This is a genomic window from Variovorax soli (assembly GCF_031454625.1).
In the GTDB taxonomy this organism is placed as follows: domain Bacteria; phylum Pseudomonadota; class Gammaproteobacteria; order Burkholderiales; family Burkholderiaceae_C; genus Variovorax; species Variovorax soli_A.
Genome location: NZ_JAVDRF010000013.1, coordinates 100,759 through 123,373, shown reverse-complemented (window position 1 = coordinate 123,373; position 22,615 = coordinate 100,759). Strand labels below are relative to the sequence as shown.

Sequence of the window (22,615 nt, the reverse complement as noted above, 5' to 3'; positions counted from 1 at the left end):
ACCTAAGCGGCCCCCGCCTGTCGAGCATGCGGAACGATTCTGTGGGCGTACGGAGTCGATCTCCATGGCCTAGCAACGTTGAGGTCGAGGACGCCCGAGGCCGTGAAGCGTTTCAATGATCTCGCTCATATCGTAAGGAGAGATGATGAAGATCGAAGTTCTGGGATCCGGTTGCAGCAAATGCCGCAGCACCATCGGCATGATCGAACGGGCCGCGGAAGCCGTGGGGGTTGAGGTCGAGATCGTGAAGGTCGAGAACCCGGAGGAGATCAAGCTCCACGGTATCCGCGCGACGCCGGCCGTGGTCATCGACGGCAAGATCGTGCACAGCGGCGGCATTCCCTCGCACGAGGAAGTGCGAGCTTGGCTGAAGCCCGGCCCCATCGGATTTCTGAACCACCCGACCCGACACCTGTTCTTCACCGGCAAAGGCGGAGTCGGCAAGACTTCGCTGTCGACCGCTGCCGCGTTGACGCTCGCAGATTCCGGCAAGAAGGTTCTTCTGGTCAGCACCGAGGCCGCGTCGAACCTCGACGAGATGCTGGGCATCGAGCTTCGCAACTCGCCCGTGTCCGTGGCCGGTGCGCCCGGCCTGTCGGTGCTGAACATCGACCCCGACACCGCAGCCGAGTCGTATCGCCAGCGCGTGCTGGCGCAGATGGGAGCGGGCACCAGCGCAGAAGAACTCTCGACCGTGCGCGAGCAACTGTCCGGTGCCTGCACGACAGAGATCGCCTCGTTCGACGAGTTCTCTTCTCTCCTGTCCGACGCCTCCGAACACTACGACCACATCGTCTTCGACACAGCGCCGACAGGGCACACCTTGCGGTTGCTGAGTCTTCCCAAGGCATGGACCGGATTCCTGGATGGCAACGATCGTGGCGCCTCCTGCCTGGGGCCGCATTCGGGCTTGAAGATGCAGGAGGTGCGCTTCAAGGCCGCGCTCGACGCTTTGAGCGATCCTGCGAAGACCACCGTGATCCTGGTGACGAGGCCCGACAAGGGCGCCATCGCCGAAGCGGCGCACACCTCGGGCGAGTTGCATGAACTCGGCTTGAACAACCAGCGGCTCGCGATCAACGGCGAGTTCCGCGCCGGTGATCGCACCGACGCAGTGGCCTGCGCGATCGAGGACCTGGGGCGGCAGGCGCTGAACACGATGCCACCGTCACTTCGCGCACTACCGCAGGACCGCGTGCCGCTGCGGGCCTTCGACATGGTCGGCCTGCCTGCGTTGCGCGCGTTGCTGACCGCTGGTGCCGGCCCGACCCCGCCGGATACCACTCCGGTTGTCGAGACCAGTGAACAGCTTCAGGGCCTGGACGCGCTGGCCGACGAGCTGGCCGCCGCCGGGCATGGGCTGATCATGGTGATGGGCAAGGGGGGCGTCGGCAAGACGACGGTCGCCGCGGCCCTTGCGCTGGGGCTGATCCAGCGCAGCAAGACCGTGCACTTGAGCACCACCGATCCGGCCGCCCACCTTGCGGGAACGCTGAACGGCGACGTGCCTGGACTGACTGTGAGCCGCATCGACCCGAAGGTCGAGACGCAGCGCTACATCGACAAGATCATGGCAGCCAAGTCGCCCAGGCTCGACGCGGCGGAGCAGGCGCTGCTGCTGGAAGACCTGCAATCGCCCTGCACCGAAGAGGTCGCGGTCTTCCACGCGTTCTCGCGCATGGTCAGCGAAGGTCGCAGCGCCTTTGTCGTGCTGGACACCGCACCCACCGGCCATTCCATGTTGTTGATGGACGCGACCGGCGCTTACCACCGACAGATGACGCGCGAGTTCGAAGGGCATGGCGCTGCCCGGATCGTTACGCCCTTGATGAGGCTGCAGGACGCTTCGTACACCAGGATCATTCTGGTGACGCTGCCGGAGGTTACGCCCGTGTCTCAGGCCGCAGCGCTGCAGGAAGATCTTCGCCGCGCCAGCATCGAGCCCTATGCCTGGGTGCTCAACAAGAGCGTGCTGGCGGCTGGCACGCGCGACCCGCTGCTGGCTGCGCGGTTGGCGGGCGAACGCAAGCAGATGGAGCGCATCGCCGCTGGCCTGGCCAAGCACGTGTTCACGCTGCCGTGGCTGACCGTGCCGCCGATCGGATTCACCGAGTTGTCCAAGCTGGTCGTCAAGCCCGCGCGCGCTGAAACAACCCACGCCTGAGCCCTGCCCATCACACCAAGGAGGTCCCCATGTACGGATTCACCACCACGCTCACCGACACCACATTCGACCAGGCTCTCGCCAAGACCATCGCGGCCCTGAAAGCCGAGGGCTTCGGCGTGCTGAGCGACATCGACGTGCAGCGCGCGATGAAGGAGAAGCTCGGGGTCGACGTGCCGCCGTATCGCATCCTCGGAGCCTGCAACCCCCCGCTTGCGCATCAGGCACTACAGGCCGTGCCCGATATCGGCCTGCTGCTGCCCTGCAACGTGATTGTTCGCCAGGAAGCCTCAGACCGGGTCGTGGTCGGGTTCCTCGACCCGCAGATCATGGTCAACCTGGTCGGCAAGCCAGAGGTCAAGACCGTGGCCGATGCGGCAGAACAGCGCCTACGCCGTGCCTGCGAGTCCCTCGGTGGAAGGACGACACAGGCGACCTAACGCCGATGCGTGAGTTGTTGGCGGCGTCGAGCTCGCGCCCGACGTGCCCGGCGTCCTGATTGCAAACCCCTACCGCGCCAGGTCGCGCGTCGTGCAGCTCACACGCCGGCCGTTCTACGGGGAGAGCGCCTAACCTGGCATCGCCTCGCGTACTGCGGTCGCTCGCGAACGGCTGGTTGTGGCCCGCTAGCCGCCGATACGATACTTCGCGCCGTACCACGCCTGCATGCTCTGGATGCGCGCCTGCTCATCAGTCAAGCTCAACAGGAACAGCTCGGATTGCCCCCGCACTCGTCCGTCTAAGTAGTCGACCAGCAGCCCGGCAATCGGATGATTCGCCTCGTTGAGCTGACGAGCACCTTCGAAATGCTCGTCATGACAAAGAACCCGCTGACCCACGGTAAGTCCGTGCGTAACGCCAAGAAACGTGACCGCTCGCTAGGGGGAGGCGCGTTGAACCATTGCGCCTCAGTGTGACGGGATGGGTTCATAGGAGGGTGCGAGCTTCAGGCCGCATTCTGCTTCCGCTTCACACTCATCCCGGCGGAGATCGCGGTGCACGCGAAGATGGCGACCGGCGAGAAGTACCTGCTCAACCCGAGTCGCCAGGGCTAGCCCGTGTCACGGGGGTTCCCGGCCGGGGCCGGCCGCGCGAATCTCGCCAGCACTTCGCGAATCTCGCGCAGCTTCGGCGGCTTGGACATCACGAGGTCGACGTTCTCGGGGCGCTTGCCATCGGGCCCGCTCTGCCCCCAACCTGTGAGCAGGACGACCGGCGTCGATGGCGACACCTGCTTGATCCGTGCCGCGACGGTGTGGCCGTCGACGTGCGGCATGCCGAGGTCCGTGAAGACGATGTCGAACGGGGCACCGCCGGCCTGCGCCGCGACGAATGCGTCGATGCCCGCCTTGCCGCCATCGGCGGCCACCACGTCGTCGCCGCCGGACTGCAACATCGCCATCAAGGTCTGCAGCACCAGCGGGTCGTCATCGAGCACGAGCACGCGGGCCTTCGGCTGCCCGGTCGCTGCGGTCCGGTACGCAACTTGGCTCGGCGCCGCAGCGGCGGCCACGGGCCGCGGGCAACCCGCGAAACGCAGGCCGATCGTCGTGCCGCGGCCGACTTCGCTTTCGATGTCGATGGTCGCATGGTGGCGCTGCGCGATGCCGTAGATCATCGCCAGGCCGAGACCGGTGCCACGCTCTCCCTTGGTCGTGAAGAAGGGTTCGAGGCAGCGTTTGCGCGTTTCCTCGTCCATGCCGACGCCGGTGTCGGCGACTTCGATGCAGACCGAGTCGGTCCCTTCGCCCTCCCGCGGTGGCAACCTGCGAGTGCGAATGACCAGGTCGCCGCCGCTCGGCATGGCGTCGACGGCGTTGAAGACGAGGTTGATCAGGGCCTCGCGGATCTCGTTCTCGACACCACTCACGTCGGGCAGGTCGGCCTCGAGTTCGGTACGCAGGTTCACGACGAGGCCGCGCTGCTGCGGCATGTCGCTCCAGCGTGCGCGGGTCAGCTCGCCCACCTGCTGCGCAAGCCGGTTCAACGACAACGGGGCGAACGGCATCTGCCGGCCGTGCTGACGGTAGAACTCGCCCATGCGGGCGACCGTTGCCGCAACGTCGTCGATCGCTCTCAGCACGACCTCGAGTTGTTGACGACCGGACGTGCTCAGGCCCTTCTCGCTTTCGAGCAATCCCTCGGTGTAGAGCATCGCGGGGAGGATGGCGTTGTTGATGTCGTGCGCGATGCCGCTGGCCATCTGCCCTAGCGAGCGCAGGCGCTCCTGCTGCAGCACGGCCTGCTGTGTCTGCCGCAGCTCGTCGTAGGCCTGCGCCAGGGAGTGGTTGAGCCTGGACTGCCGTACCGCGAGCGCGGTGTGTGCGCTGAGCTGGCGAAGGAACTCGCATTCGCCTGCACCGAAGGCGTTCGGCATCGCACGGGCGGCGACGAGAACGCTCAACACCTGGCCATCGACCACCAGCGGCGACAGCACCAGCGAACGCAAGCCCCCCTCGGCCAGCCGGCGCGCGAAGGGGTGCGGCAGTGCCGCGGTGTCCGGCTCCTCTACGAACTCTCCGTGGATGCAGCGCGACATGCCGTTGTCGTCGACGGCGATGCAGCCTTCTTCCGTCATCGCGAGCGCCGTCGCGAGCGGTTCGCTGCGCACGCCGACATGCATGACCGTCAACGTCCCCTGCCGGGGGTCGTGGCGACACACGCACGCGAAGTCCAACGGCAGCCGCTCCTCGACGCTGCGCACGACGACCTGGTAGATGCTGCGCAGGTCCTGGTGCTCGGCGATCGCCGACGTGATCTGGTCCAGCAACTCGAGCCGCGCGACCTGCCTCTCGATCACCGCCTGCCGTTCGCGGGCGGCCGCGAAGCCGTCGAGCATGGCCGCCTGCAGTTGCACGATCTCATCGACATGTCCCGAGGGCCGAAGCGCGACGTCCTCGCCGCGGCGCAGCGACTGGCCCGCCGCCGCCAGCAACGCGATCGGCCGTGCCATGTGCCTTGCCAGCAACCAGGCGAGCGCGAGCGCGACGGCCAGCGCCAGCAGCACACCGGCGGCGATCGTCCCCGCCAGCCGGGTGGCGCCGGCGTAAACCGCGGAGGATGGCATCGCGATGCCGAGCACCCATTCGCTGACCGGGGACGTGACGTACGGCGTGTAGACCGACTGTCCCTCCACGGTGGTGCCCGGGAAGAATCCTTCGGGCGCGCTCGCGAGCGCGGCCTGGAAGCTTGGCGAGATCGGATCGCCCGGCGGACGCGGCGGCAGCCGCGCGACGAACCGGCGGTTCCGGTCGGCGAGCGCGATGACCCAGTCGTCGGGAAGCCGCTGCGCGCGGAGCACGTCGGAGAAGAGATGCGGCTCGACATAAGCCGTGAGGACGAAGACGGTCTTGTCGCCGCGAACGACCGGATAGCTGACGCGTACCGACGGCGGGCCCGGCTCGAGCCCGTTGGCGAGGTAGACGAGATTGCCGACCGCCGCGCGTGCGCCGCGGAGCGCGCGCTCGACCGACTCGCCGGCGGGCTCGCCCTCGTGCACAACACCGTAGGGCGATCTCGCGTCGAAGATGCGCCGCCCTTCGCCGTCGGCGAGGCTGACGTCGAGCCAACGCGACTGTCGGTGCATGAGCCGCCGGCATTCGTCGTGAAAGGCCTTGATGTCGCCTTCACCGAGGTTCTGTGACGCGGCCAGCGCGGTCAACGCCGAGATCACGCCCCGCAGTTCGGCGTCCACCGCGGTCATCGCCGCGCGTGTCATGCCGACGACGCCGCGCTCGAGCGTCTCGCGCTCGTGGCGGACCAGCGATGCACCGCCGATGGCGGCGACGATGAGCAGCGGCGCGAGCGCGCCGCACACCAGGATCATCATCTGCGAGCGCAGCTTCAAAGGGGGCTCCTGCAGGCGGTCGTGCGATCGATGCCGGCGATTGTGCCGCCTGCATACCTTGAATGCCAGCCTGCTCATCAGCCAACCCGAACAAGAAGAACTGAAGCTCGTCTCGCTGCCTGCCGTAGAGAGGGTCCACTGGAAATCCCGCAACCTGATGAGTTGCTTCGTTCAGCTGCCGAACACCCTCAGCATTGCCGGCAGAGCAGAGCACCCTCTGGCCGCGAGCTATTCGGCGCTGCCGCTCAAGGCGGCGTCGCCATTGCGCTGAGAAGGCCGCATTCCCGCCGCGCTCTGCGCCTTCTCGAGCAGCGCTATCAACAGCGCCCCGGGCACGACAAAGCCGAGCGTGGTGAGCAAGCCTTGCAGCAGGTGCGCCCAGGGTTCGTTCAGCCCCGCGGCAAGCTTCATCGGCGACAGCCAGGGTGACAGCGCGATGAACAAGACCACGAGCACGATCGAAGGCCACAGCAGGCCGACCCCGCGGCGCGCGCTGGCGACCCACGCATACGCGACCAAGGCGGCCGAGAAGACGCCTTCGAGCACCCAGGAGGCCGTGCCCAGCTTGCCCCACAAGCCATAGCCCCAGTGCGTCTCGGCGTGCGGATACAGCGCGAGGTCGTTGTTGTGCACGGGCCAGTCCGCGAGGAAATGCGAAAAGGACGCGGCGAATGCCAAGGCCGCCACCCGCCTGTCGCGCAGAAAAAATGCGCCCCAGATCGCCGACCAGAACAAGGCGGCCAGCAGGGAGTGGTCCCAGTCGATGAAGCGGAGGTCGAAGAAGAGGTACGGGCCGGCGAGCAGGTTCGGCGTGACGCGATCCCAGCCCAGCATGATGAAGAGGCCATCGAGGATGTCCAGGAATCCCGCACCGAACACGATCGGCAAGGCGGGTACGTCCGGGTGGCGTGCTTTCAGCGCCATGGCGATGGCGAAATGACCGATGTACATGCGCGGATGTTAGAGACTCCCCTTCGTGCTTCCACTACACGAGCCCCTCGCGCTTTTGGAGTAGCCTCTTCGCTCGTCAGAACCCAAGGAGATTTTTCATGGCCGCCCCCCTGTCCCCAGCAGAAGAAGCATTGCGCGATGCCGCACGCGAATACCACCGCAGTCCCGTCCGCGGCAAGATTTCCATCACGCCGACGAAGCCGCTGCTGAACCAGCGCGATCTCTCCCTGGCCTACTCGCCCGGCGTGGCCTACCCCTGCCTCGACATCGAGGCCGATCCCTCCAAGGCCGCCGAGTTCACCTCGCGCGGCAACCTGGTCGGCGTGGTCACCAACGGCACCGCGGTGCTGGGACTGGGCAACATCGGCCCGCTGGCCGCCAAGCCGGTGATGGAAGGCAAGGGCTGCCTCTTCAAGAAATTCGCCGGCATCGACGTGTTCGATATCGAGCTGGCCGAATCGGACCCCGACAAGCTCGTCGAGATCATCGCCGCGCTCGAGCCCACGCTGGGCGGCATCAACCTCGAGGACATCAAGGCGCCCGAGTGCTTCTACATCGAGCGCAAGCTGCGCGAGCGCATGAACATCCCCGTGTTCCATGACGACCAGCACGGCACCGCCATCATCTCGGCCGCTGCGCTGATCAACGGGCTGGAGCTGGTCGGCAAGAAGATCCAGGAAGTGAAGATCGCCGTCTCCGGCGCCGGCGCCGCCGCCATCGCCTGCCTGGATGTGATGGTGGGCATGGGAGCCAAGCCCGCCAACATCTTCGCGGTCGATTCCAAGGGCCTCATCTACATCGGCCGCCCGGGCGGCTTCGACGATTCCAAGTCGCGCTACGCGCAGTCGGACACCGGCGCCCGCACGCTCGCCGACGTGATGAAGAACGCCGATGTCTTCCTCGGCTGCTCGGCGCCCGGCGTGGTCTCGCAGGACATGGTCAAGACCATGGCCGCCCAGCCCATCATCCTGGCACTGGCCAATCCGGAGCCCGAGATCCGGCCCGAGCTGGCCAAAGCCGTGCGGCCCGACTGCATCATCGCCACCGGCCGCTCGGACTACCCGAACCAGGTCAACAACGTGCTGTGCTTCCCCTACATCTTCCGCGGCGCGCTGGACTGCGGCGCGACCAAGATCACGGAAGAAATGAAGCTGGCCTGCGTGCGCGAAATCGCCGAGCTGACCAAGGCCGACATCAGCGAGGAGGTGGCCACCGCCTACCAGGGCCAGGAGCTGGCCTTCGGTCCCGAGTACCTCATCCCCAAGCCCTTCGACTCACGGCTCATCCTGCGCATCGCGCCCGCGGTGGCCAAGGCAGCCCAGGCCTCGGGCGTGGCCACGCGGGCCATCGAAGACCTGGACAGCTACCGCCAGAACCTGGCGCGCTTCGTCTACCAGACCGGCATGTTCATGCGGCCGGTGTTCAGCGCCGCCAAGCTGGCGAGCGCCAAGCGCGTGGCCTATTGCGAGGGCGAGGACGACCGCGTGCTGCGCGCCGCGCAACTGGCGGTGGACGAAGGCCTGGCCAAGCCGATCCTGATCGGCCGCCCGGCCGTCATCGAGACGCGCATCAAGAAGGCCGGCCTGCGCATCCGCCCCGGCGCGGACGTCGACGTGGTGGACCCCGAGGACGATCCTCGCTTCCGCACCTATTGGGAGGCCTATCACAAGATCATGGGCCGCCGCGGCATCACGCCCGAGGCCTCCAAGGCCATGGTGCGGCGCTCCAACACCACCATCGGCTCGCTGATGGTCCACCTCGGCGATGCCGACGCCATGCTCTGCGGCCTGGTGGGCCGCTTCGACAGCCACCTGCGCATCCTGCACAACGTGCTGGGCCTGAAGCGCGGCGCACCGGGCTTTGCCACCCTCAATGCGCTGACGCTCGAGAAGTACACCCTCTTCATTGCCGACACCAATGTGCACGAGGACCCCGACGCCCAGACGCTGGCCGAGATCGCCATCATGGCGGCCGACGAGGTGCGCCGCTTCGGCCTGCCGCCCAAGGTGGCCTTCCTCTCGCACTCCAACTTCGGCTCTTCCGAGCGAGGCTCGGCGCGCAAGATGAGGATGGCACGCGACCTGTTCGCGAAGATGGCCCCGGACATCGAATGCGACGGCGAGATGCACGGGGATGCCGCGCTTTCCCACACCGTGCGCCACAACGCACTGCCGGAGACCACGCTCAACGGCGAGGCCAACCTCCTCATCTGCCCCAACCTCGATGCCGCCAACATCCTCTTCAACGTGCTGAAGATGACCGGCGGCAACGGCGTGACGGTGGGCCCGATCCTCATGGGCTCTGCGGGCTCGGCCCACATCCTCACGACCTCGGCCACGGTGCGCCGCGTGCTCAATATGACGGCGCTGGCCGTGGCGAACGCGAGCTCGGCGAAGTAGCCAGGCGGCGGAAAGAACGCCCTGCCCCGGTGCGCGCGGCAGGCGTTCTTCATGGGGGCCGTCGTGTCTCATGCACTCGCGTGGCTCAGCCGGAAGGGTTCGCACCAAGTGCGCGCCGGCACCGAATTTGCTTGAATGCCGGGCACTCATCCACACGAACTTCGCATGAACAAGCGCCAACTGCTCCAATCCTTTCTTGCCGCCTCCGCGCTCAGCTTCGGCCTCGCCAACGCTCAAGCCCAGGCGCCCACGCCGATCAAGTTCCAGCTCGACTGGCGCTTCGAGGGACCGGCCGCGCTGTTTCTGCATCCGGCCGCCAAGGGCTATTTCAAGGATGCGGGCCTCGATGTCACCATCGACGCCGGCAATGGCTCCGGCGGCACCGTCACGCGCGTGGCCTCGGGCGCCTACGACATGGGCTTCGCCGACCTGGCGGCGCTGATGGAATTCCACGCCAACAACCCCGACAGCCCCAACAAGCCGGTCGCGGTGATGATGGTCTACAACAACACGCCGGCCTCGGTGATGACGCTGAAGAAGAGCGGCATCACCAAGCCCGCGGACCTGGCGGGCAAGAAGATGGGCGCGCCGGTCTTCGATGCCGGCCGCCGCGCCTTCCCGATCTTTGCCAAGGCCAACAACATCGGCGCGGTCAACTGGACCGCCATGGACCCGACGCTGCGCGAGACCATGCTGATCCGCGGCGACATCGACGCCATCACCGGCTTCACCTTCACCTCGCTGCTCAACCTGGAGGCGCGCGGCGCGAAGGCGGCCGACATCGTGGTGCTGCCCTATCCCGATTACGGCGTGAAGCTCTACGGCAATGTGATCATCGCCTCGCCCAAGCTGATCAAGGAGAACCCGGCCGCGGTCAAGGCCTTCCTCTCGGCCTTCACCAAGGGCACCAGGGAGGTCCTCGCCAATCCCGCGGTGGCCATCGAGTCGGTCAAGAAGCGCGATGGCATCATCGACAGCGCGCTGGAGACGCGCCGGCTCAAGCTCGCGATCGACACCGTGATCAACAGCCCCGACGCGCGCGCCGAGGGCTTCGGCGTGGTGAATGCAGGCCGCTTGTCTCTGATGGCCTCGCAGGTTTCCGATGCCTTCAACACCAAGACGCGCGTGAGCCCCGATGCGGTGTGGACCGCAGCGCTGCTCCCGCCGGCCGCGGAGCTCAACATCCTGAAGAAGTGATGCCGGTCGCCGAGACCACGCCCTTCGTCGATTTCCAGGACGTCTGGCTCGCCTACAACGAGGCGCTGCTGCGCGAGAACCACTTCGCGGTCGAGGCCATCGACCTGCAGGCCGAGCGCGGCGCCTTCATCGCGATCGTCGGGCCCTCGGGCTGCGGCAAGTCCACGTTCATGAAACTCGCGACGGGCCTGAAGATGCCGTCGACGGGCCGGATCCGCATCGACGGCGCGCCGGTGACCGGCCCGCTCAAGATCTCGGGCATGGCCTTCCAGGCGCCCTCGCTGCTGCCCTGGCGCACGACGGTCGACAACGTGCTGCTGCCGCTGGAGATCGTCGAGCCGTACCGCTCCAGCTTCAAGGCCAAACGCAAGGATTACGAGCAGCGTGCCCGGCGCCTCCTGCAGAAGGTGGGCCTGGGCGGCTACGAAGACAAGTTCCCCTGGCAGCTCTCCGGCGGCATGCAGCAGCGCGCCAGCATCTGCCGCGCCCTCATCCACGAGCCCAAGATGCTGCTGCTGGACGAGCCCTTCGGCGCGCTCGACGCCTTCACCCGCGAGGAGCTCTGGTGCATCCTGCGCGACCTCTGGGCCGAGCAGCGCTTCAACGTGATCCTGGTCACGCACGACCTGCGCGAGTCGGTGTTCCTGGCCGACACGGTGTACGTGATGAGCAAGAGCCCGGGTCGCTTCGTGGTCAAGCGCGACATCGAGCTGCCGCGCCCGCGCGAGCTGGAGCTCACCTATACCAAGGAATTCACCGACATCGTGCTGGAGCTGCGCGGGCACATCGGGGCGATCCGTGGGGCGGGGGCGGTGGCGGCATGAACAACAGGCAACTCGAACGCTGGTCGCCCTGGCTGCTCCTGGCCGCGGTGATCGTGCTGTGGCAGATCGTCTGCTCGGCCTTCGGCGTTTCCGATTTCATCTTTCCCAGCCCGTGGCGGATCTGGACGCAGTTCTGGGAGTTCAAGGCCATCATCGCCGGGCATGCCTGGCGGACCTTCTGGGTCACGATGGCGGGCTTCGGTATCGCGATCGTGGTGGGCGTGCTGCTCGGCTTCGTGATCGGCAGCTCGCGCCTCGCCTATGCCGCCATGTATCCGCTGATGACGGCCTTCAACGCCCTGCCCAAGGCGGCCTTCGTGCCGATCCTGGTCGTGTGGTTCGGCATCGGCGTCGGGCCGGCCGTCCTCACCGCCTTCCTGATCAGCTTCTTCCCGATCATGGTCAACATCGCCACCGGCCTGGCGACGCTCGAACCCGAGCTCGAAGACGTGCTGCGCGTGCTGGGCGCCAGGCGCTGGGACGTGCTGGTGAAGATCGGCCTGCCGCGCTCCATGCCCTACTTCTACGCATCGCTCAAGGTCGCGATCACGCTGGCCTTCGTGGGCACCACGGTGAGCGAGATGACCGCCGCCAACGAAGGCATCGGCTACCTGCTGATCTCGGCCGGCTCCGCCATGCAAATGGGGCTGGCGTTCGCGGGTCTGATGGTGGTGGGCGCCATGGCGATGCTGATGTACGAGCTCTTCAGCGTGATCGAGAAGCACACCACGGCCTGGGCTCATCGCGGATCACAGCATGGATAAGCAGCAGGCCATCCGCGCCCTGCGCCGCGCCGACCAGGTCGCACGGCGCGCGATGGCCATGGGCCGCCATCCCTTCGGCGCGCTGCTGGTCGCGCCGGATGGCGAAACCGTGCTGGCCGAGCAGGGCAACATCGACACCGTGCAGCATGCAGAGGCCACGCTGGCACGCACTGCGTCACTCAACTACCCGGGCGAGTACCTGGCGCAGTGCACCCTGGTCAGCACCTTCGAGCCCTGCGCCATGTGCGCCGGCACCGTCTACTGGGCCAACATCGGCCGCGTGGTCTACGGCGCCGAGGAGTCGGCGCTGCTCGCGCTCACCGGCGATCATCCCGAGAACCCGACGCTCTCGCTGCCCTGCCGCGAGCTCTTCGCCCGCGGCCAGAAGTCGGTCGAGGTGATCGGCCCGGTCCCCGAGGTGGCGGACGAGCTGGTCGCCACCCACCGCGGGTTCTGGGAACAGCGTGGCCGCTGAGCTCGCACACACCTTGCGCCATTGGCCGGTTGCGCCCGCGACCGCGACGCAGTAGAACTGCCTTGTTGGAGACAGGTCCCGGGCAAGCCCGGCGGGGCGAGTGTTTCAAAGGGGGCGAAGATGTTGGCGGCCGAATGCGCGTGGACCGTCTTGCGTGCCGAGCACGCTCGCATGCGCGAGTTGCTGTCCCTCGTCGACAGCACCCTGAAGGCCGGCGCCTGGAAGCATGCGGGGGCTGCGGCTTCGCCCATCGGCGATCTCATCGAGCGCCTCCAGGCCTTCGACGAAGCCACCCATCGGCCCAAGGGCGTCGTCCTGCTCCAGATCCTGCGCGGCAGGTCGGCCGAGTCGGACGAACTGCTGCGCCGGCTCGAGGCGCAGCGTGAGCGCTGCGACGCGCTGCTCTCGCAGGTGAAGCCGATCCTGAAGCAGGCCGAATCCGGGGACACGGCCGCGGCGACGACAGTGGAGGCGCTGCTGGAGGAGCATCGCCAGGTCATGCTCGACCATCTGGAGCAGGAGGACACCTTGCTCCACACCCAGACCGCCGCACTGCTCACGGGCGAGGAATGGGCCGCGGTGGTGTCGTCCATCTCCGATGCCCTCCGCACGCGCAAAGGCTGAGGCTGCCACCCGGCCCACAGCGCGCCAGGCTTGTGACGCGCCGCCGCATCTCCTATGCTGGCGGGCCGTTCCACAGGAGATAAGACATGATCAAGGTCAGCGTGATGTACCCCAACAACGCAGGCGCCCGGTTCGATCACGACTACTACCGCGACAAGCACATGCCCATGCTCAAGCAGAAGATGGGCGACGCATGCAAGTCCTACACCATCGACAAGGGCCTGGCGGGTGGCGCGCCCGGCTCGCCCGCACCCTACGTCGGCATGTGCCACATCTTCTGCGACTCCGTGGAGAGTTTCCAGGCGGCCTTCGGACCGCACGCCAAGGCCATCATGGCCGATATCGCCAACTACACGGACCTGACACCGGTGATGCAGATCAGCGAGGTCGTGGTGGGCTGAGCGCTTCGGCGCCTTCGGCTGGCGGCGGCGGATGCGCGCCGGCGTACCGCTCCAGCACCAGGTAGAGCGCCAAGCCGCCACCCAGCGGCACCAGGTAGTAGAGCGCACGATAGGCCAGCAGGGCGCCCATCAGCACGCCCTGTCGCACCGAGCCCGAGAGCAGCGCGAGGTACACCGCCTCGAGCACGCCGAGGCCTGCCGGGATCGGCGTCACCACGCCGGCGATCGAAGCCGCCAGCAACACCCCCAACGTGACGGGATAAGGCACCCTCCCGCCGAGCAGCACGTACATGGCCGAAGCCATCAAGGCCCAGTTGGCAGACGACAGGCCGAGCTGCACCATCGCCAGCCGCGGCGAGGGCAGCTGCAGCCGGCGCCCGCGCACCTGCCACTGCTTGCCCTGTGCCTTCGAGCAGGCCACCACATAGGCCACCGCCAACAACAGCATCAGCACGCCCAAGGCGCGGAAGGCGCCCTCGCCCAGGTGCGCATGCGCCGGGAGCTTCACCACGCCGGAGGCGAACACGCAGCCCGCCACCAGCCCATAGCCCAGCCAGTTGGTCGACAGGCTCATGCCGACGATCTGCGCGACCGTGGCGTCGTCGAGACCGGCCCGCGCGTAGAGCCGCGCGCGCATCGCCACGCCGCCCACCAGCGCGCCGAGGTTGAGGTTGAAGGCATAGCTGGTGACGGCAATCGCCCAGGTGCGCCAGCGCGAGATGCGGTGGCGCGTGTGGAGCCGGCCGAGCAGGTCGTAGCAGCCGTACAGCGCGTGGCTCGCCGTGCACAGCGCCAGCGTGGCCAGCAGCAGCCCTGGCGAGTAGCGGCCGAGCGCCTCCCAGGCGCCGCCCCAGTCGACCTTGTAGGCGTGGGACAGCAGCAGGCCGAGCACCACCAGGCCCAGCAGCGGAAAGGCCCAGCGGCGGGCGCGGCGCCAGAGCGCGCTCCAGGGCGAGCCGCCGGATCGCGTGTCGGGCCCGGGCATCGCATCGCTGTTCGGCATCCGGCCATCGTTCCCTGGAGGGACGCGCGCGGCCAGTTGCGGCCGGCGCTTGTTGGCGTAGGTTCAGATGCCGCACGGGATGGCCGTGCGTTCACGCCACCGGCGGCAGGCGCTCCAGCAGCTTGTCGAGCGTGATCGGGTAGTCGCGCACGCGGATGCCCGTCGCGTTGTAGACCGCATTGGCCACCGCGGCGGCGACCCCGCAGATGCCGAGCTCGCCCACGCCCTTGGCCTTCATGGGCGAGGAGATCGGATCGGTCTCGTCCATGAAGATCACCTCCTGATGGGGGATGTCGGCATGGACCGGCACTTCATACCCCGCCAGATCGTGATTGACGAAGAAGCCCTGCCGCTTGTCGAGTGCCAGGTCTTCCATCAGCGCCCCGCCGACGCCCATCGTCATGGCGCCGATCACCTGGCTGCGTGCGGACTTGGGATTCAGGATGCGCCCCGCGGCACAGACAGCCAGCATGCGCCGGACCCGGATCTCGCCGGTGGCCGCGTCGACCCCGACCTCCACGAAGTGCGCGCCGAAGGTCGATTGCTGGTACTTCTTGTCGAGGTCGCCGTACTCGATGCCGTCTTCGGCGACCAGGCCGTTCGCACCGGCCGCCTCGGCGAGCGGCACCACGCGCTCGCCGGCTCGCACCATGCCGTCGGAGAACTCCGCGTCGCCCGAGGCCATGCCGAGCTTCTTCGCCACGGCATCGCGCAGTTTCATGCAGGCCGCATAGACACCCGAAGTTGAATTGTTGGCGCCCCACTGCCCGCCGGAGCCCGACGAGACCGGAAACGCCGAATCGCCGAGGCGCACCACGACTTTCTGCAGCGGCAGACCCATCGTTTCGGCGGCCGTCTGCGCGATGATCGTGTACGAGCCCGTGCCGATGTCGGTCATGTCCGTTTCGACGGTGACGACGCCGCGGTTGTCCAGCCGCACGCGCGCGGCCGACTTGGTCAGCAGGTTGTTGCGGAAGGCCGCCGCGACCCCCATGCCGACGAGCCAGCGCCCCTCGCGCTGCTGCCCCGGACGTGCATTGCGCCGGCTCCATTCGAAGCGCTCGGCGCCGGTGCGCAGGCATTCGATCAGCTTGCGCCGGGAGAACGGGCGCTCCGGCTTCTCGGGATCGACCTGGGTGTCGTTGCGCACGCGAAACTCGATCGGATCGAGTGCCAGCTTCTCCGCCATCTCGTCCATGGCGATCTCCAATGCCATCATGCCCGGCGCCTCGCCGGGCGCGCGCATGGCGTTGCCCTCGGGCAAGTCCAGCACGGCCAGCCGCGTGGCGGTCAGCCGGTTCGCGCCTGCGTACAGCAGCCGAGACTGGTTGACGGCGGTTTCCGCCTGCCCGCCCGGCAGGTCGCCGGACCAGCCCTCGTGGGCCATGGCGGTGATCTTGCCGTCCGGCGTGGCACCGATGCGGATGCGCTGGATGGTCGCCGGCCGATGCGTCGTGTTGTTCATCATCAGGGGCCGCGGCAGGGCCACCTTCACCGGCCTCCGGACCGCTCGCGCCCCCAGCGCCGCAAGCAGCGCATCCGCCCGCACGAACAGCTTGCCGCCGAAGCCGCCGCCGATGAAGGGCGAGACCAGCCGGACATTCGATGCGGGGATGCCGAGCGTCTTGGCCACGTCGCCGACGCCCCAGGCGATCATCTGGTTCGAGGTCCAGACAGTCAGCTTCTCGCCCTTCCACTCGGCGATGGAGGCGTGCGGCTCCATCATCGCGTGCGACTCGTCGGGCGTGGTGTAGGTCGCATCGAGCTGCACGGAGGCCGCGGCGTATGCGGCGTCGAAATCGCCCACCTTCGTGATCGGCTCGCCGGAAAAGGAATTCGGCTTGGGCGGCTGCGCCGCATCCTTCTCCGCCGCCAGGTCGAAGCGCCCGGCCGATCGGACGTACTCGATCCGCACCAGCTGCGCCGCGGCGCGCGCCTGTTCGAAGGTATTGGCCACGACGAGCGCGACCGCCTGGTGGTAGTGATCGATGTCGGGACCGCCAAGGAGCTTGGCCGTGTTGAAGTCGCCCTTGCCGAGCTTGCCCGCATTGCGCGCGGTCACGATGGCGAGAACGCCCGGTGCGGCGCGAGCGGCGTTCAGGTCCATCGATGCGATGCGGCCTTTCGCGATGCCGGCGCCGATGACGTAGCCGTAGGCGGCATGGGGCGCTTCGGCATTGCGCTCATAGGCATAGTGCGCAGAGCCCGTGGTCTTCAGCGGTCCATCGATCCGGTCGGTCGGCTTGCCGATGACCTTGAGCTGGTCGATGGGGTTGGTCGTGGCGGGCGTGTCGAATTTCATGATCAGCTCCTCGCTTGCAGCAGGGCCGCGGCCAGGGTGCGTTCGGCCAAGGGCAGCTTGAATGCGTTCTCGTGGGTCGGCTGCGCGCCGGCCAGCAGCTGCGCCGTTACCGCCTTGGCGCCCTGCGGCATCGCGGCTTCGGCGGCCTCCAGGCGCCACGGCTTGTGGGCCACGCCGCCCAGCGCCACGCGGCCCGAGCCGTCGCGCTGCACGATCGCCGCGACCGAAACGAGTGCGAAGGCATAGGAGGCACGGTCGCGGACCTTCCGGTAGATCTGCGTGCCGCCCACGGGTCGCGGCAGCGTGACGGCGGTGATCAGTTCATCCCGCTCCAGGGCCGTCTCGACGTGCGGCGTGTCACCCGGCAGCCGGTGGAAGTCGGCGATGGGGATCACGCGCGCGCGGCCGTCCGGGCGGACGGTCTCGACGGCGGCGTCGAGCACGCGCATCGCCACTGCCATGTCGCTTGGATGGGTCGCAATGCAGGCTTTGCTCAGGCCGATCACGGCATGCTGGCGGGTGACGCCGCCGATGGCGCCGCAGCCGCTTCCCGGCTGGCGCTTGTTGCAAGGCTGGGCTGTGTCGTAGAAGTAAGGACAGCGCGTGCGCTGCAGCAGGTTGCCCGCGGTCGTCGCCTTGTTGCGCAGCTGCCCGGAGGCGCCGGCCAGCAGCGCGCGGGACAACACGCCATAGTCGCGCCGCACGCGCTCGTCGGCTGCAAGGTCGGTGTTGCGCACCAGGGCGCCGATGCGCAATCCGCCCTCGGGCGTTGCCTCGATCCTGTCCAGCGCGAGACCGTTCACGTCGACCAGGTGCGTCGGCGCTTCGATCTGAAGCTTCATCAGGTCCAGCAGGTTGGTGCCGCCGGCGATGAACTTGGCGCCCGGATTTCGCGCGACGGCTGCTGCGGCTTGCGCCGGCGATGGCGCCCGCTCGTAGGTGAACGGCTTCATGCTCTGCTCCCCGCCACTTCCGTGATGGCATCGAGGATGTTCGAATAGGCGCCGCAGCGGCAGATGTTGCCGCTCATGCGCTCGCGCAGCTCTTCCGCCGACAGCAGAGGACGTGCGGTGAGATCCGGGCTCACGTGGCTCGGAACCCCGCGCTTGATTTCGTCGAGGACCGCGACGGCCGAGCAGATCTGGCCCGGCGTGCAGTAACCGCATTGGTAGCCGTCGTGCTTGACGAAGGCGGCTTGCAAGGGATGCATGCGCTGCGGCGTGCCGAGCCCTTCGATGGTGGTGACCTGCGCGCCCTCGTGCATGACGGCGAGCGTCAGGCAGGCGTTGATGCGCCGGCCGTCGACGATCACCGTGCAGGCACCGCACTGGCCGTGGTCGCAGCCCTTCTTCGTGCCGGTGAGATGCAGGTGCTCGCGCAGCGCATCGAGCAAGGTGGTGCGCGTATCGAGCTCCAGGGTGTGGGCCTCGCCGTTGACCTTCAATGTCACGCGGGTCAGCGGTACTGCCGGCGCCGATGCATCGGCAGGCGCTGCCGCAGCGGGCGCGGTCGTTGAAACTGCAGCCGCGGCTGCCGCGCCGACGATGAGTGCGCCGCGTCGCGAGATCATGGGGGTTCCCGGAATGTTCATGTCAGCTCCATGCATTCGAAGGTTCTGGCGTTCATGCCAATTCGACGAGTGTCCTTCCCGGCGAGCCCGTTCGTTTGTCGAATCCGCGCCCGTTCTTGCCTGAAACTACGACTCTGCGTTGAAAGGGGAGACCGCGTGCCGAGGCGCGAACACCTCCGTGGCACTGGTCGATGACCAGCTCGCGCGGCGCCCCTCAGCGCCGCCTCTTCTTCCTGCGGCTCGGGGACGTGACGGCCTTGCCGCTCCAGAAGTCCATCATCTGCCGGGTCATCTCGGCCTGCGCCGCGGCCATCTGCCGGTGCATCTCGGCGCTCGCGTATCCGCGCGCGGCACCGGTCATGGTGTTCGCGGCGCTCAGCCAGGCGCTGAGGAAGGGGTTCTTCTGCATCCAGGGATTGCGCATCTCAGTGCCTGCCACGGCGGGCTGCGGCCCGCAGGATCATGGCCAGCGCCGCGCCGCCGGCCGCCGCCATCATCGCTGCCTTGACCGGCTCCGCGGCCACGTAGTTCTTCCCCTGCGCCTGGGCTTGCCGGGCGCGCTGGGGCAGCGAGGCCATGGCCGCGCGCACCGTGTGCCAGGTGCCGCGCAGCTTCGACGGGGTCTCCGTGCGCATCGCGCAGGCACGCTGCGCGTCGGGGTGGCCGATGTCGTTGCCCGCGACGGGCATGGGCAGGGTCTCCGCGTCGGGGTCGGCTTGCAGCGATGCAGGATGGGTGTGGAGGGTTTCGATTTTCATGCGAGTCCTCATGGACGAAGTTCATTGGGAGCGGTGCGGGAGCGGGCACGCGGCCCAGCGCGGCTTCAACGCGACGGCGAAGGCGGTGGGACCGGTGTCACGGTCTCCCGGATCACGCCGCCTCCCATCACGCTGCCGCTGGTGCTGCTGGCGGCGCCCCTGACACGCGCTTCGCAATCGGCGCGATCGGCCGCCGGCTGCAGCATCTGGCAGCGCGCCAGCGCGTTCTGCTCCGCCTGGTCGCCCGGTGTCAGGCCGCCGCGCTGCGCTTCCTGCTTCGCCGCACCGGCCTCGCGGCGGCAGGCTTCGCGGTCTTGCTGGACGCCGTCGCAGTTGGCGCGGTCGCGCTCGACGCGTGAGGTGCCCTGCGCCGAGGCGGTGGCGCCGAAGAGGCACCCCGCGCAGAGCAGCGCGGTCAGTGATGAACGAAAGAAAAGTGTTTGTTGGGGCATGTAGGCTCCTTGAAAACTATCTTTCTTCTAACCCGCGACACCCATGCGGCTTGTCGGACGCGGCGAGTTTTACCGGCCGTGACGGTGGTCAGGCGGATCGATCCCGGCGTGCGATTTTGCCGACGACGACGGGCGGCTTTCGGAAGGCCGCCCCATGAACAAGGGACGACATCGTGGCCTCACGCGCGAAGCCTGCAACGCAGCTCCACGCACTCGTTCCAGGTTGCCCGGAAGGGGTCGAGAATGACGCATGTTTGCGCTGTCCATCGTCGAGGATGCGATGCGGCGTGCCCTGGCAGCCGGTGCACTGCAGCCGATCGAGACCCGAACCCTCCTTCTCGACAGCGAGGGCGTCCGCTTCGTCTTGCGCACGGTGTCGAGCCTCGCGCGCAAGGACGCGGTGCGCCCTGTCGCGGCAGATCCACTCGGCGACTACGAGCCTGCGCTGTTCGTGGCCGACCTCGGGCCTTCGCACTACGTGCTATTGAACAAGTTCCAGCTGCTCGCCGGCCATCTGCTGATCGTGACTCGCGCCTTCGAACGCCAGGAGCGTCTGCTCGACTTGGCGGATTTCGCGGCGCTGATCGCTTGCCTGAGCGAAGTCGATGGGCTCGGCTTCTACAACGGCGGCGCCGAAGCGGGGGCCAGCCAGCCGCACAAGCATCTGCAGCTCGTGCCGCTCCCGTTCACCCCCGAAAGTCCTGACGAAGTACCGATGGAACAAGCCCTCGGAAACGGCTTGCGCCTGCCGTTCAGCCATGCGTTCGAACGCCTCCCACCGCAAGCGACGGCTTCCGCATGGGCTGCCCTCTATCGCGAGTTGCTCCATCGGTGCGGCATTTCCGCCGTGGCCACGGAAGACGGCGAAGTCCATTCGGCACCTTACAACCTGCTGGTTCGTCGAGACTGGATGCTGGTCGTTCCGCGTTCGCGCGAGCGCTTCGAATCGATCTCCGTGAACGCGCTGGGCTTTGCCGGCTCGTTGTTCCTGCGTTCGCAAGAGGAACTGGACCGCGTCCGTGCAACGGGGCCGATGCAAGTGCTCCGTATGGTGGCGATGCCGGCCTGAACCAGACCAGGGATGTGCAGGCGGGTCGACCTGGTATCGATCTGGCGCGACTATTCGGGCAAGGGCGACGAAAGGCGCTTGTACTCGTTGCGCTTCATCGTGAGGTACTCTTCCCGATCGACTTCATGCAGCTGCCGCGCATAGCGCTCGGTGCTGTCGAACCATGTCGCGAGGCGCTGCGGCAATTGCTTGGGGGCGTCCATGTAGGCGTCGATGGCCAGGTAGTAGCGCATGGTGTTGCGCTCCACGACGCCGCGCACGCCGCCCACGTAAGTGGGATCGCCCGAGGCGTCCTTCCCCGTCGCGGTGAACCCCACCTTGTCCGAGCCGATGGTGGCGAGATAGCCCTGCATCGCGATGCGTGCTGCCACGCCGTAGGCATAGGCATAGCCGAGATGCATGAAGGTCTTGCCGTTGTCGAGCGGCGTCGCCTCGAGCTCGATGCGGTAGTCCCGGGTCGACAGGGGTCCCTTGTCGGCGCTCAGCCGCACGCTCAGGTAGTCGTCGGCGACGGTCGGCGGCGACCAGACGAAATCGACGCGCTGCGCCTCCGACAGCGGCTGGTCGAACTTGCGGCCCACGGAAACGGCGAGCGTCCTGGCATTGCCGGTCCCGCGCGGCGCACAGTACTTGGTGTTGAGGTGCAGCATCAGCACATCGCACCAGACACCGGGCTGGCTCAGGGACGCGCTCACCTGGTCGAAGGGATGGTTCAGCACCGCGAAGATATCGCCGCTCAACTGCCCGGAGGCTTCGGTCGATTCGAGCACCAGCGGCCGGTTGAAGATGTTGCGGTCGAGCTGCGTGTGCACGGCATCGTACTTGGCCCGCAAGGCCGCGGCACTCCCGAGTTGGGCCTGCGCCTGGGCGAGCACCGGCACGATCAGGAACAAGACCCACAGCGCCAGCCGGCGAAGTGTTGTCGCGGGTTTCATGATGTTGCGTATTGTCACGCCGTGCCGGGCGGCTGGCTAGTGTCTGATTTGCAAGAGGTTGTTCGCGCCGCGCACCGGCACGCTCAGGCGACCGGCGTCACGGCCGCGAGCCGTTCTTCCAGGCGCTGCCGGTCGGCGAAGAGCCGCCCTGCCAGCAGGGTCACGACCTCGAATCCGAAGGCGGGGTTCTGGAAATAGAGCGTCTTGAACGTCATCTCATCCATCTGCAGCACGGTACAGGGGGTGGCGCAACGGGCGGTAAGGGTGCGGCGCTTGTCCGGCGCAAAGAACCCGATCTCTCCGAACAGCCGGCCGGGCTCCATGGTCTGGCCGATCTCGACGAACTCGATCTGTCCTTCGGCCAGGAAATACAGGCGCTTGGCCGCATCGCCCTTGCGAAACAGCACTGCATCCTTCCTCAGGCGCCGCCGGCGCATGTAGGGCCGCAGCCAGACGCCGGACAGGTCGTTCGAGGCCGCCGCGAGTTGCACGCGGCGCGTGAGCCGGACCATCTGGGCCGCGCGAACGATGTTGATCGGCAGCAGCGCGCCGTGCAGCATCACCATGATCAGCGATGGATGCAGCGCGCCGTAGATCAGGAAGCCCAGGTTGCCGCCGATCGCCAGGCAGCGCAGGGGAATCATGGTCTTGACGAAGGAGCTCACGATCACCAGCATGCCGGCCAATGTCGCCGAGCAGAGCGCAACGATGCCCGACGGCGTGGCCAGGGCCGTGGTCAGGGCGGTCACCGCGGTGTCGAACAATGCGATCGTTGACATGGGCATTCATTCCTTCTGGAGGGGCAGTCCCCGGCCTGTGCGATGACGGGCGGCCGAGCGTTGTGGACCCCATTACACCCAACTCCGCGCCGCCGTCGATG

23 protein-coding genes are annotated in these 22,615 nt (G+C 67.5%); 11 read left to right on the top strand and 12 right to left on the bottom strand.

The features are described 5' to 3' along the window. Nucleotides 1–145 precede the first annotated feature (145 nt). Nucleotides 146–2,164 carry an arsenical pump-driving ATPase gene (gene arsA / locus J2739_RS23965; protein WP_309906355.1) on the top strand — a complete coding sequence of 673 codons (2,019 nt, stop codon included), beginning with the start codon at nucleotides 146–148 and terminating at the stop codon, nucleotides 2,162–2,164. 29 nt (nucleotides 2,165–2,193) lie between these two features. Beyond that, the gene (locus tag J2739_RS23960) at nucleotides 2,194–2,604 is read left to right on the top strand and encodes a DUF302 domain-containing protein (RefSeq protein ID WP_309906353.1); all 411 of its coding nucleotides are present in this window, start codon (nucleotides 2,194–2,196) and stop codon (nucleotides 2,602–2,604) included. 186 nt (nucleotides 2,605–2,790) lie between these two features. On the opposite strand, the gene J2739_RS23955 is transcribed toward J2739_RS23960, so the two are convergent. Further along, the gene (locus J2739_RS23955; RefSeq protein WP_309906351.1) at nucleotides 2,791–3,003 is read right to left on the bottom strand and encodes a hypothetical protein; all 213 of its coding nucleotides are present in this window, start codon (nucleotides 3,001–3,003) and stop codon (nucleotides 2,791–2,793) included. Between the two features lie 212 nt (nucleotides 3,004–3,215). Beyond that, nucleotides 3,216–6,011, bottom strand: a complete 2,796-nt coding sequence (locus J2739_RS23950) for an ATP-binding protein (RefSeq protein ID WP_309906349.1) — start codon at nucleotides 6,009–6,011, stop codon at nucleotides 3,216–3,218. A 58-nt stretch (nucleotides 6,012–6,069) separates the two neighbouring features. Between J2739_RS23950 and J2739_RS23945 the strand changes: the two genes are divergently transcribed. Next, entirely contained in the window at nucleotides 6,070–6,282 is a 213-nt protein-coding gene (locus J2739_RS23945) for a hypothetical protein (RefSeq protein ID WP_309906347.1), read from the top strand. On the opposite strand, the gene J2739_RS23940 is transcribed toward J2739_RS23945, so the two are convergent. Further along, nucleotides 6,240–6,962, bottom strand: a complete 723-nt coding sequence (locus tag J2739_RS23940; protein WP_309906345.1) for a hypothetical protein — start codon at nucleotides 6,960–6,962, stop codon at nucleotides 6,240–6,242. The two genes, J2739_RS23945 and J2739_RS23940, sit on opposite strands and share 43 nt — an antisense overlap. 98 nt (nucleotides 6,963–7,060) lie before the next feature. Here J2739_RS23940 and J2739_RS23935 point away from each other — a divergent pair, with 98 nt between their 5' ends. The 7 genes from J2739_RS23935 (at nucleotide 7,061) to J2739_RS23905 (ending at nucleotide 13,646) form a co-directional block, all read left to right on the top strand. After that, nucleotides 7,061–9,361: an NADP-dependent malic enzyme gene (locus tag J2739_RS23935; protein WP_309906343.1), complete on the top strand. Its 2,301-nt coding sequence runs from the start codon at nucleotides 7,061–7,063 to the stop codon at nucleotides 9,359–9,361. 165 nt (nucleotides 9,362–9,526) lie between these two features. After that, a complete protein-coding gene (locus tag J2739_RS23930; RefSeq protein ID WP_309906341.1) occupies nucleotides 9,527–10,558 on the top strand; it encodes an ABC transporter substrate-binding protein in 1,032 nt (343 codons plus the stop codon). Further along, on the top strand, nucleotides 10,558–11,382 hold the full coding sequence (locus J2739_RS23925; protein WP_309906339.1) for an ABC transporter ATP-binding protein: 825 nt from the start codon (nucleotides 10,558–10,560) through the stop codon (nucleotides 11,380–11,382). The genes J2739_RS23930 and J2739_RS23925 overlap by 1 nt, the downstream gene beginning before the upstream one ends. Beyond that, nucleotides 11,379–12,146 (top strand): ABC transporter permease, encoded by a 768-nt coding sequence (locus J2739_RS23920; protein WP_309906337.1) that lies wholly within the window; start codon nucleotides 11,379–11,381, stop codon nucleotides 12,144–12,146. The genes J2739_RS23925 and J2739_RS23920 overlap by 4 nt, the downstream gene beginning before the upstream one ends. Beyond that, nucleotides 12,139–12,621 carry a nucleoside deaminase gene (locus J2739_RS23915; protein WP_309906335.1) on the top strand — a complete coding sequence of 161 codons (483 nt, stop codon included), beginning with the start codon at nucleotides 12,139–12,141 and terminating at the stop codon, nucleotides 12,619–12,621. Before J2739_RS23920 ends, J2739_RS23915 begins: the two co-directional genes overlap by 8 nt. Before the next feature lie 120 nt (nucleotides 12,622–12,741). After that, on the top strand, nucleotides 12,742–13,245 hold the full coding sequence (locus J2739_RS23910; protein WP_309906333.1) for a hemerythrin domain-containing protein: 504 nt from the start codon (nucleotides 12,742–12,744) through the stop codon (nucleotides 13,243–13,245). An 86-nt stretch (nucleotides 13,246–13,331) separates the two neighbouring features. Beyond that, nucleotides 13,332–13,646, top strand: a complete 315-nt coding sequence (locus tag J2739_RS23905) for an EthD family reductase (protein ID WP_309906332.1) — start codon at nucleotides 13,332–13,334, stop codon at nucleotides 13,644–13,646. Here the strand turns inward: J2739_RS23905 and J2739_RS23900 are convergent. The 7 genes from J2739_RS23900 to J2739_RS23870 all read right to left on the bottom strand — a co-directional run bounded on the left by J2739_RS23900 (nucleotide 13,624) and on the right by J2739_RS23870 (nucleotide 19,731). Then, nucleotides 13,624–14,649 carry a lysylphosphatidylglycerol synthase domain-containing protein gene (locus J2739_RS23900; protein WP_309906330.1) on the bottom strand — a complete coding sequence of 342 codons (1,026 nt, stop codon included), beginning with the start codon at nucleotides 14,647–14,649 and terminating at the stop codon, nucleotides 13,624–13,626. The genes J2739_RS23905 and J2739_RS23900 overlap by 23 nt on opposite strands. Before the next feature lie 91 nt (nucleotides 14,650–14,740). Then, nucleotides 14,741–16,951, bottom strand: coding sequence for an aldehyde oxidoreductase molybdenum-binding subunit PaoC (paoC, locus tag J2739_RS23895; RefSeq protein ID WP_309906328.1), 2,211 nt, complete (start codon nucleotides 16,949–16,951; stop codon nucleotides 14,741–14,743). Between the two features lie 2 nt (nucleotides 16,952–16,953). Then, on the bottom strand, nucleotides 16,954–17,904 hold the full coding sequence (locus J2739_RS23890) for an FAD binding domain-containing protein (protein ID WP_309906326.1): 951 nt from the start codon (nucleotides 17,902–17,904) through the stop codon (nucleotides 16,954–16,956). Further along, entirely contained in the window at nucleotides 17,901–18,542 is a 642-nt protein-coding gene (gene paoA, locus J2739_RS23885) for an aldehyde dehydrogenase iron-sulfur subunit PaoA (protein WP_309906324.1), read from the bottom strand. The genes J2739_RS23890 and paoA overlap by 4 nt, the downstream gene beginning before the upstream one ends. A 193-nt stretch (nucleotides 18,543–18,735) precedes the next feature. Next, nucleotides 18,736–18,945: a hypothetical protein gene (locus J2739_RS23880; RefSeq protein ID WP_309906322.1), complete on the bottom strand. Its 210-nt coding sequence runs from the start codon at nucleotides 18,943–18,945 to the stop codon at nucleotides 18,736–18,738. 1 nt (nucleotide 18,946) lies between these two features. After that, nucleotides 18,947–19,279, bottom strand: coding sequence for a hypothetical protein (locus J2739_RS23875; protein WP_309906321.1), 333 nt, complete (start codon nucleotides 19,277–19,279; stop codon nucleotides 18,947–18,949). Between the two features lie 65 nt (nucleotides 19,280–19,344). Next, the gene (locus J2739_RS23870; protein ID WP_309906319.1) at nucleotides 19,345–19,731 is read right to left on the bottom strand and encodes a hypothetical protein; all 387 of its coding nucleotides are present in this window, start codon (nucleotides 19,729–19,731) and stop codon (nucleotides 19,345–19,347) included. 250 nt (nucleotides 19,732–19,981) lie between these two features. Here J2739_RS23870 and J2739_RS23865 point away from each other — a divergent pair, with 250 nt between their 5' ends. Then, nucleotides 19,982–20,800, top strand: coding sequence for an ATP adenylyltransferase family protein (locus J2739_RS23865; protein ID WP_309906317.1), 819 nt, complete (start codon nucleotides 19,982–19,984; stop codon nucleotides 20,798–20,800). Nucleotides 20,801–20,850: 50 nt separating this feature from the next. Here J2739_RS23865 and J2739_RS23860 read toward each other — a convergent pair whose 3' ends face one another. Further along, nucleotides 20,851–21,735 carry a hypothetical protein gene (locus J2739_RS23860; RefSeq protein WP_309906315.1) on the bottom strand — a complete coding sequence of 295 codons (885 nt, stop codon included), beginning with the start codon at nucleotides 21,733–21,735 and terminating at the stop codon, nucleotides 20,851–20,853. Nucleotides 21,736–21,818: 83 nt separating this feature from the next. Further along, the gene (locus J2739_RS23855; protein ID WP_309906314.1) at nucleotides 21,819–22,514 is read right to left on the bottom strand and encodes a Crp/Fnr family transcriptional regulator; all 696 of its coding nucleotides are present in this window, start codon (nucleotides 22,512–22,514) and stop codon (nucleotides 21,819–21,821) included. Between the last annotated feature and the right edge of the window lie 101 nt (nucleotides 22,515–22,615).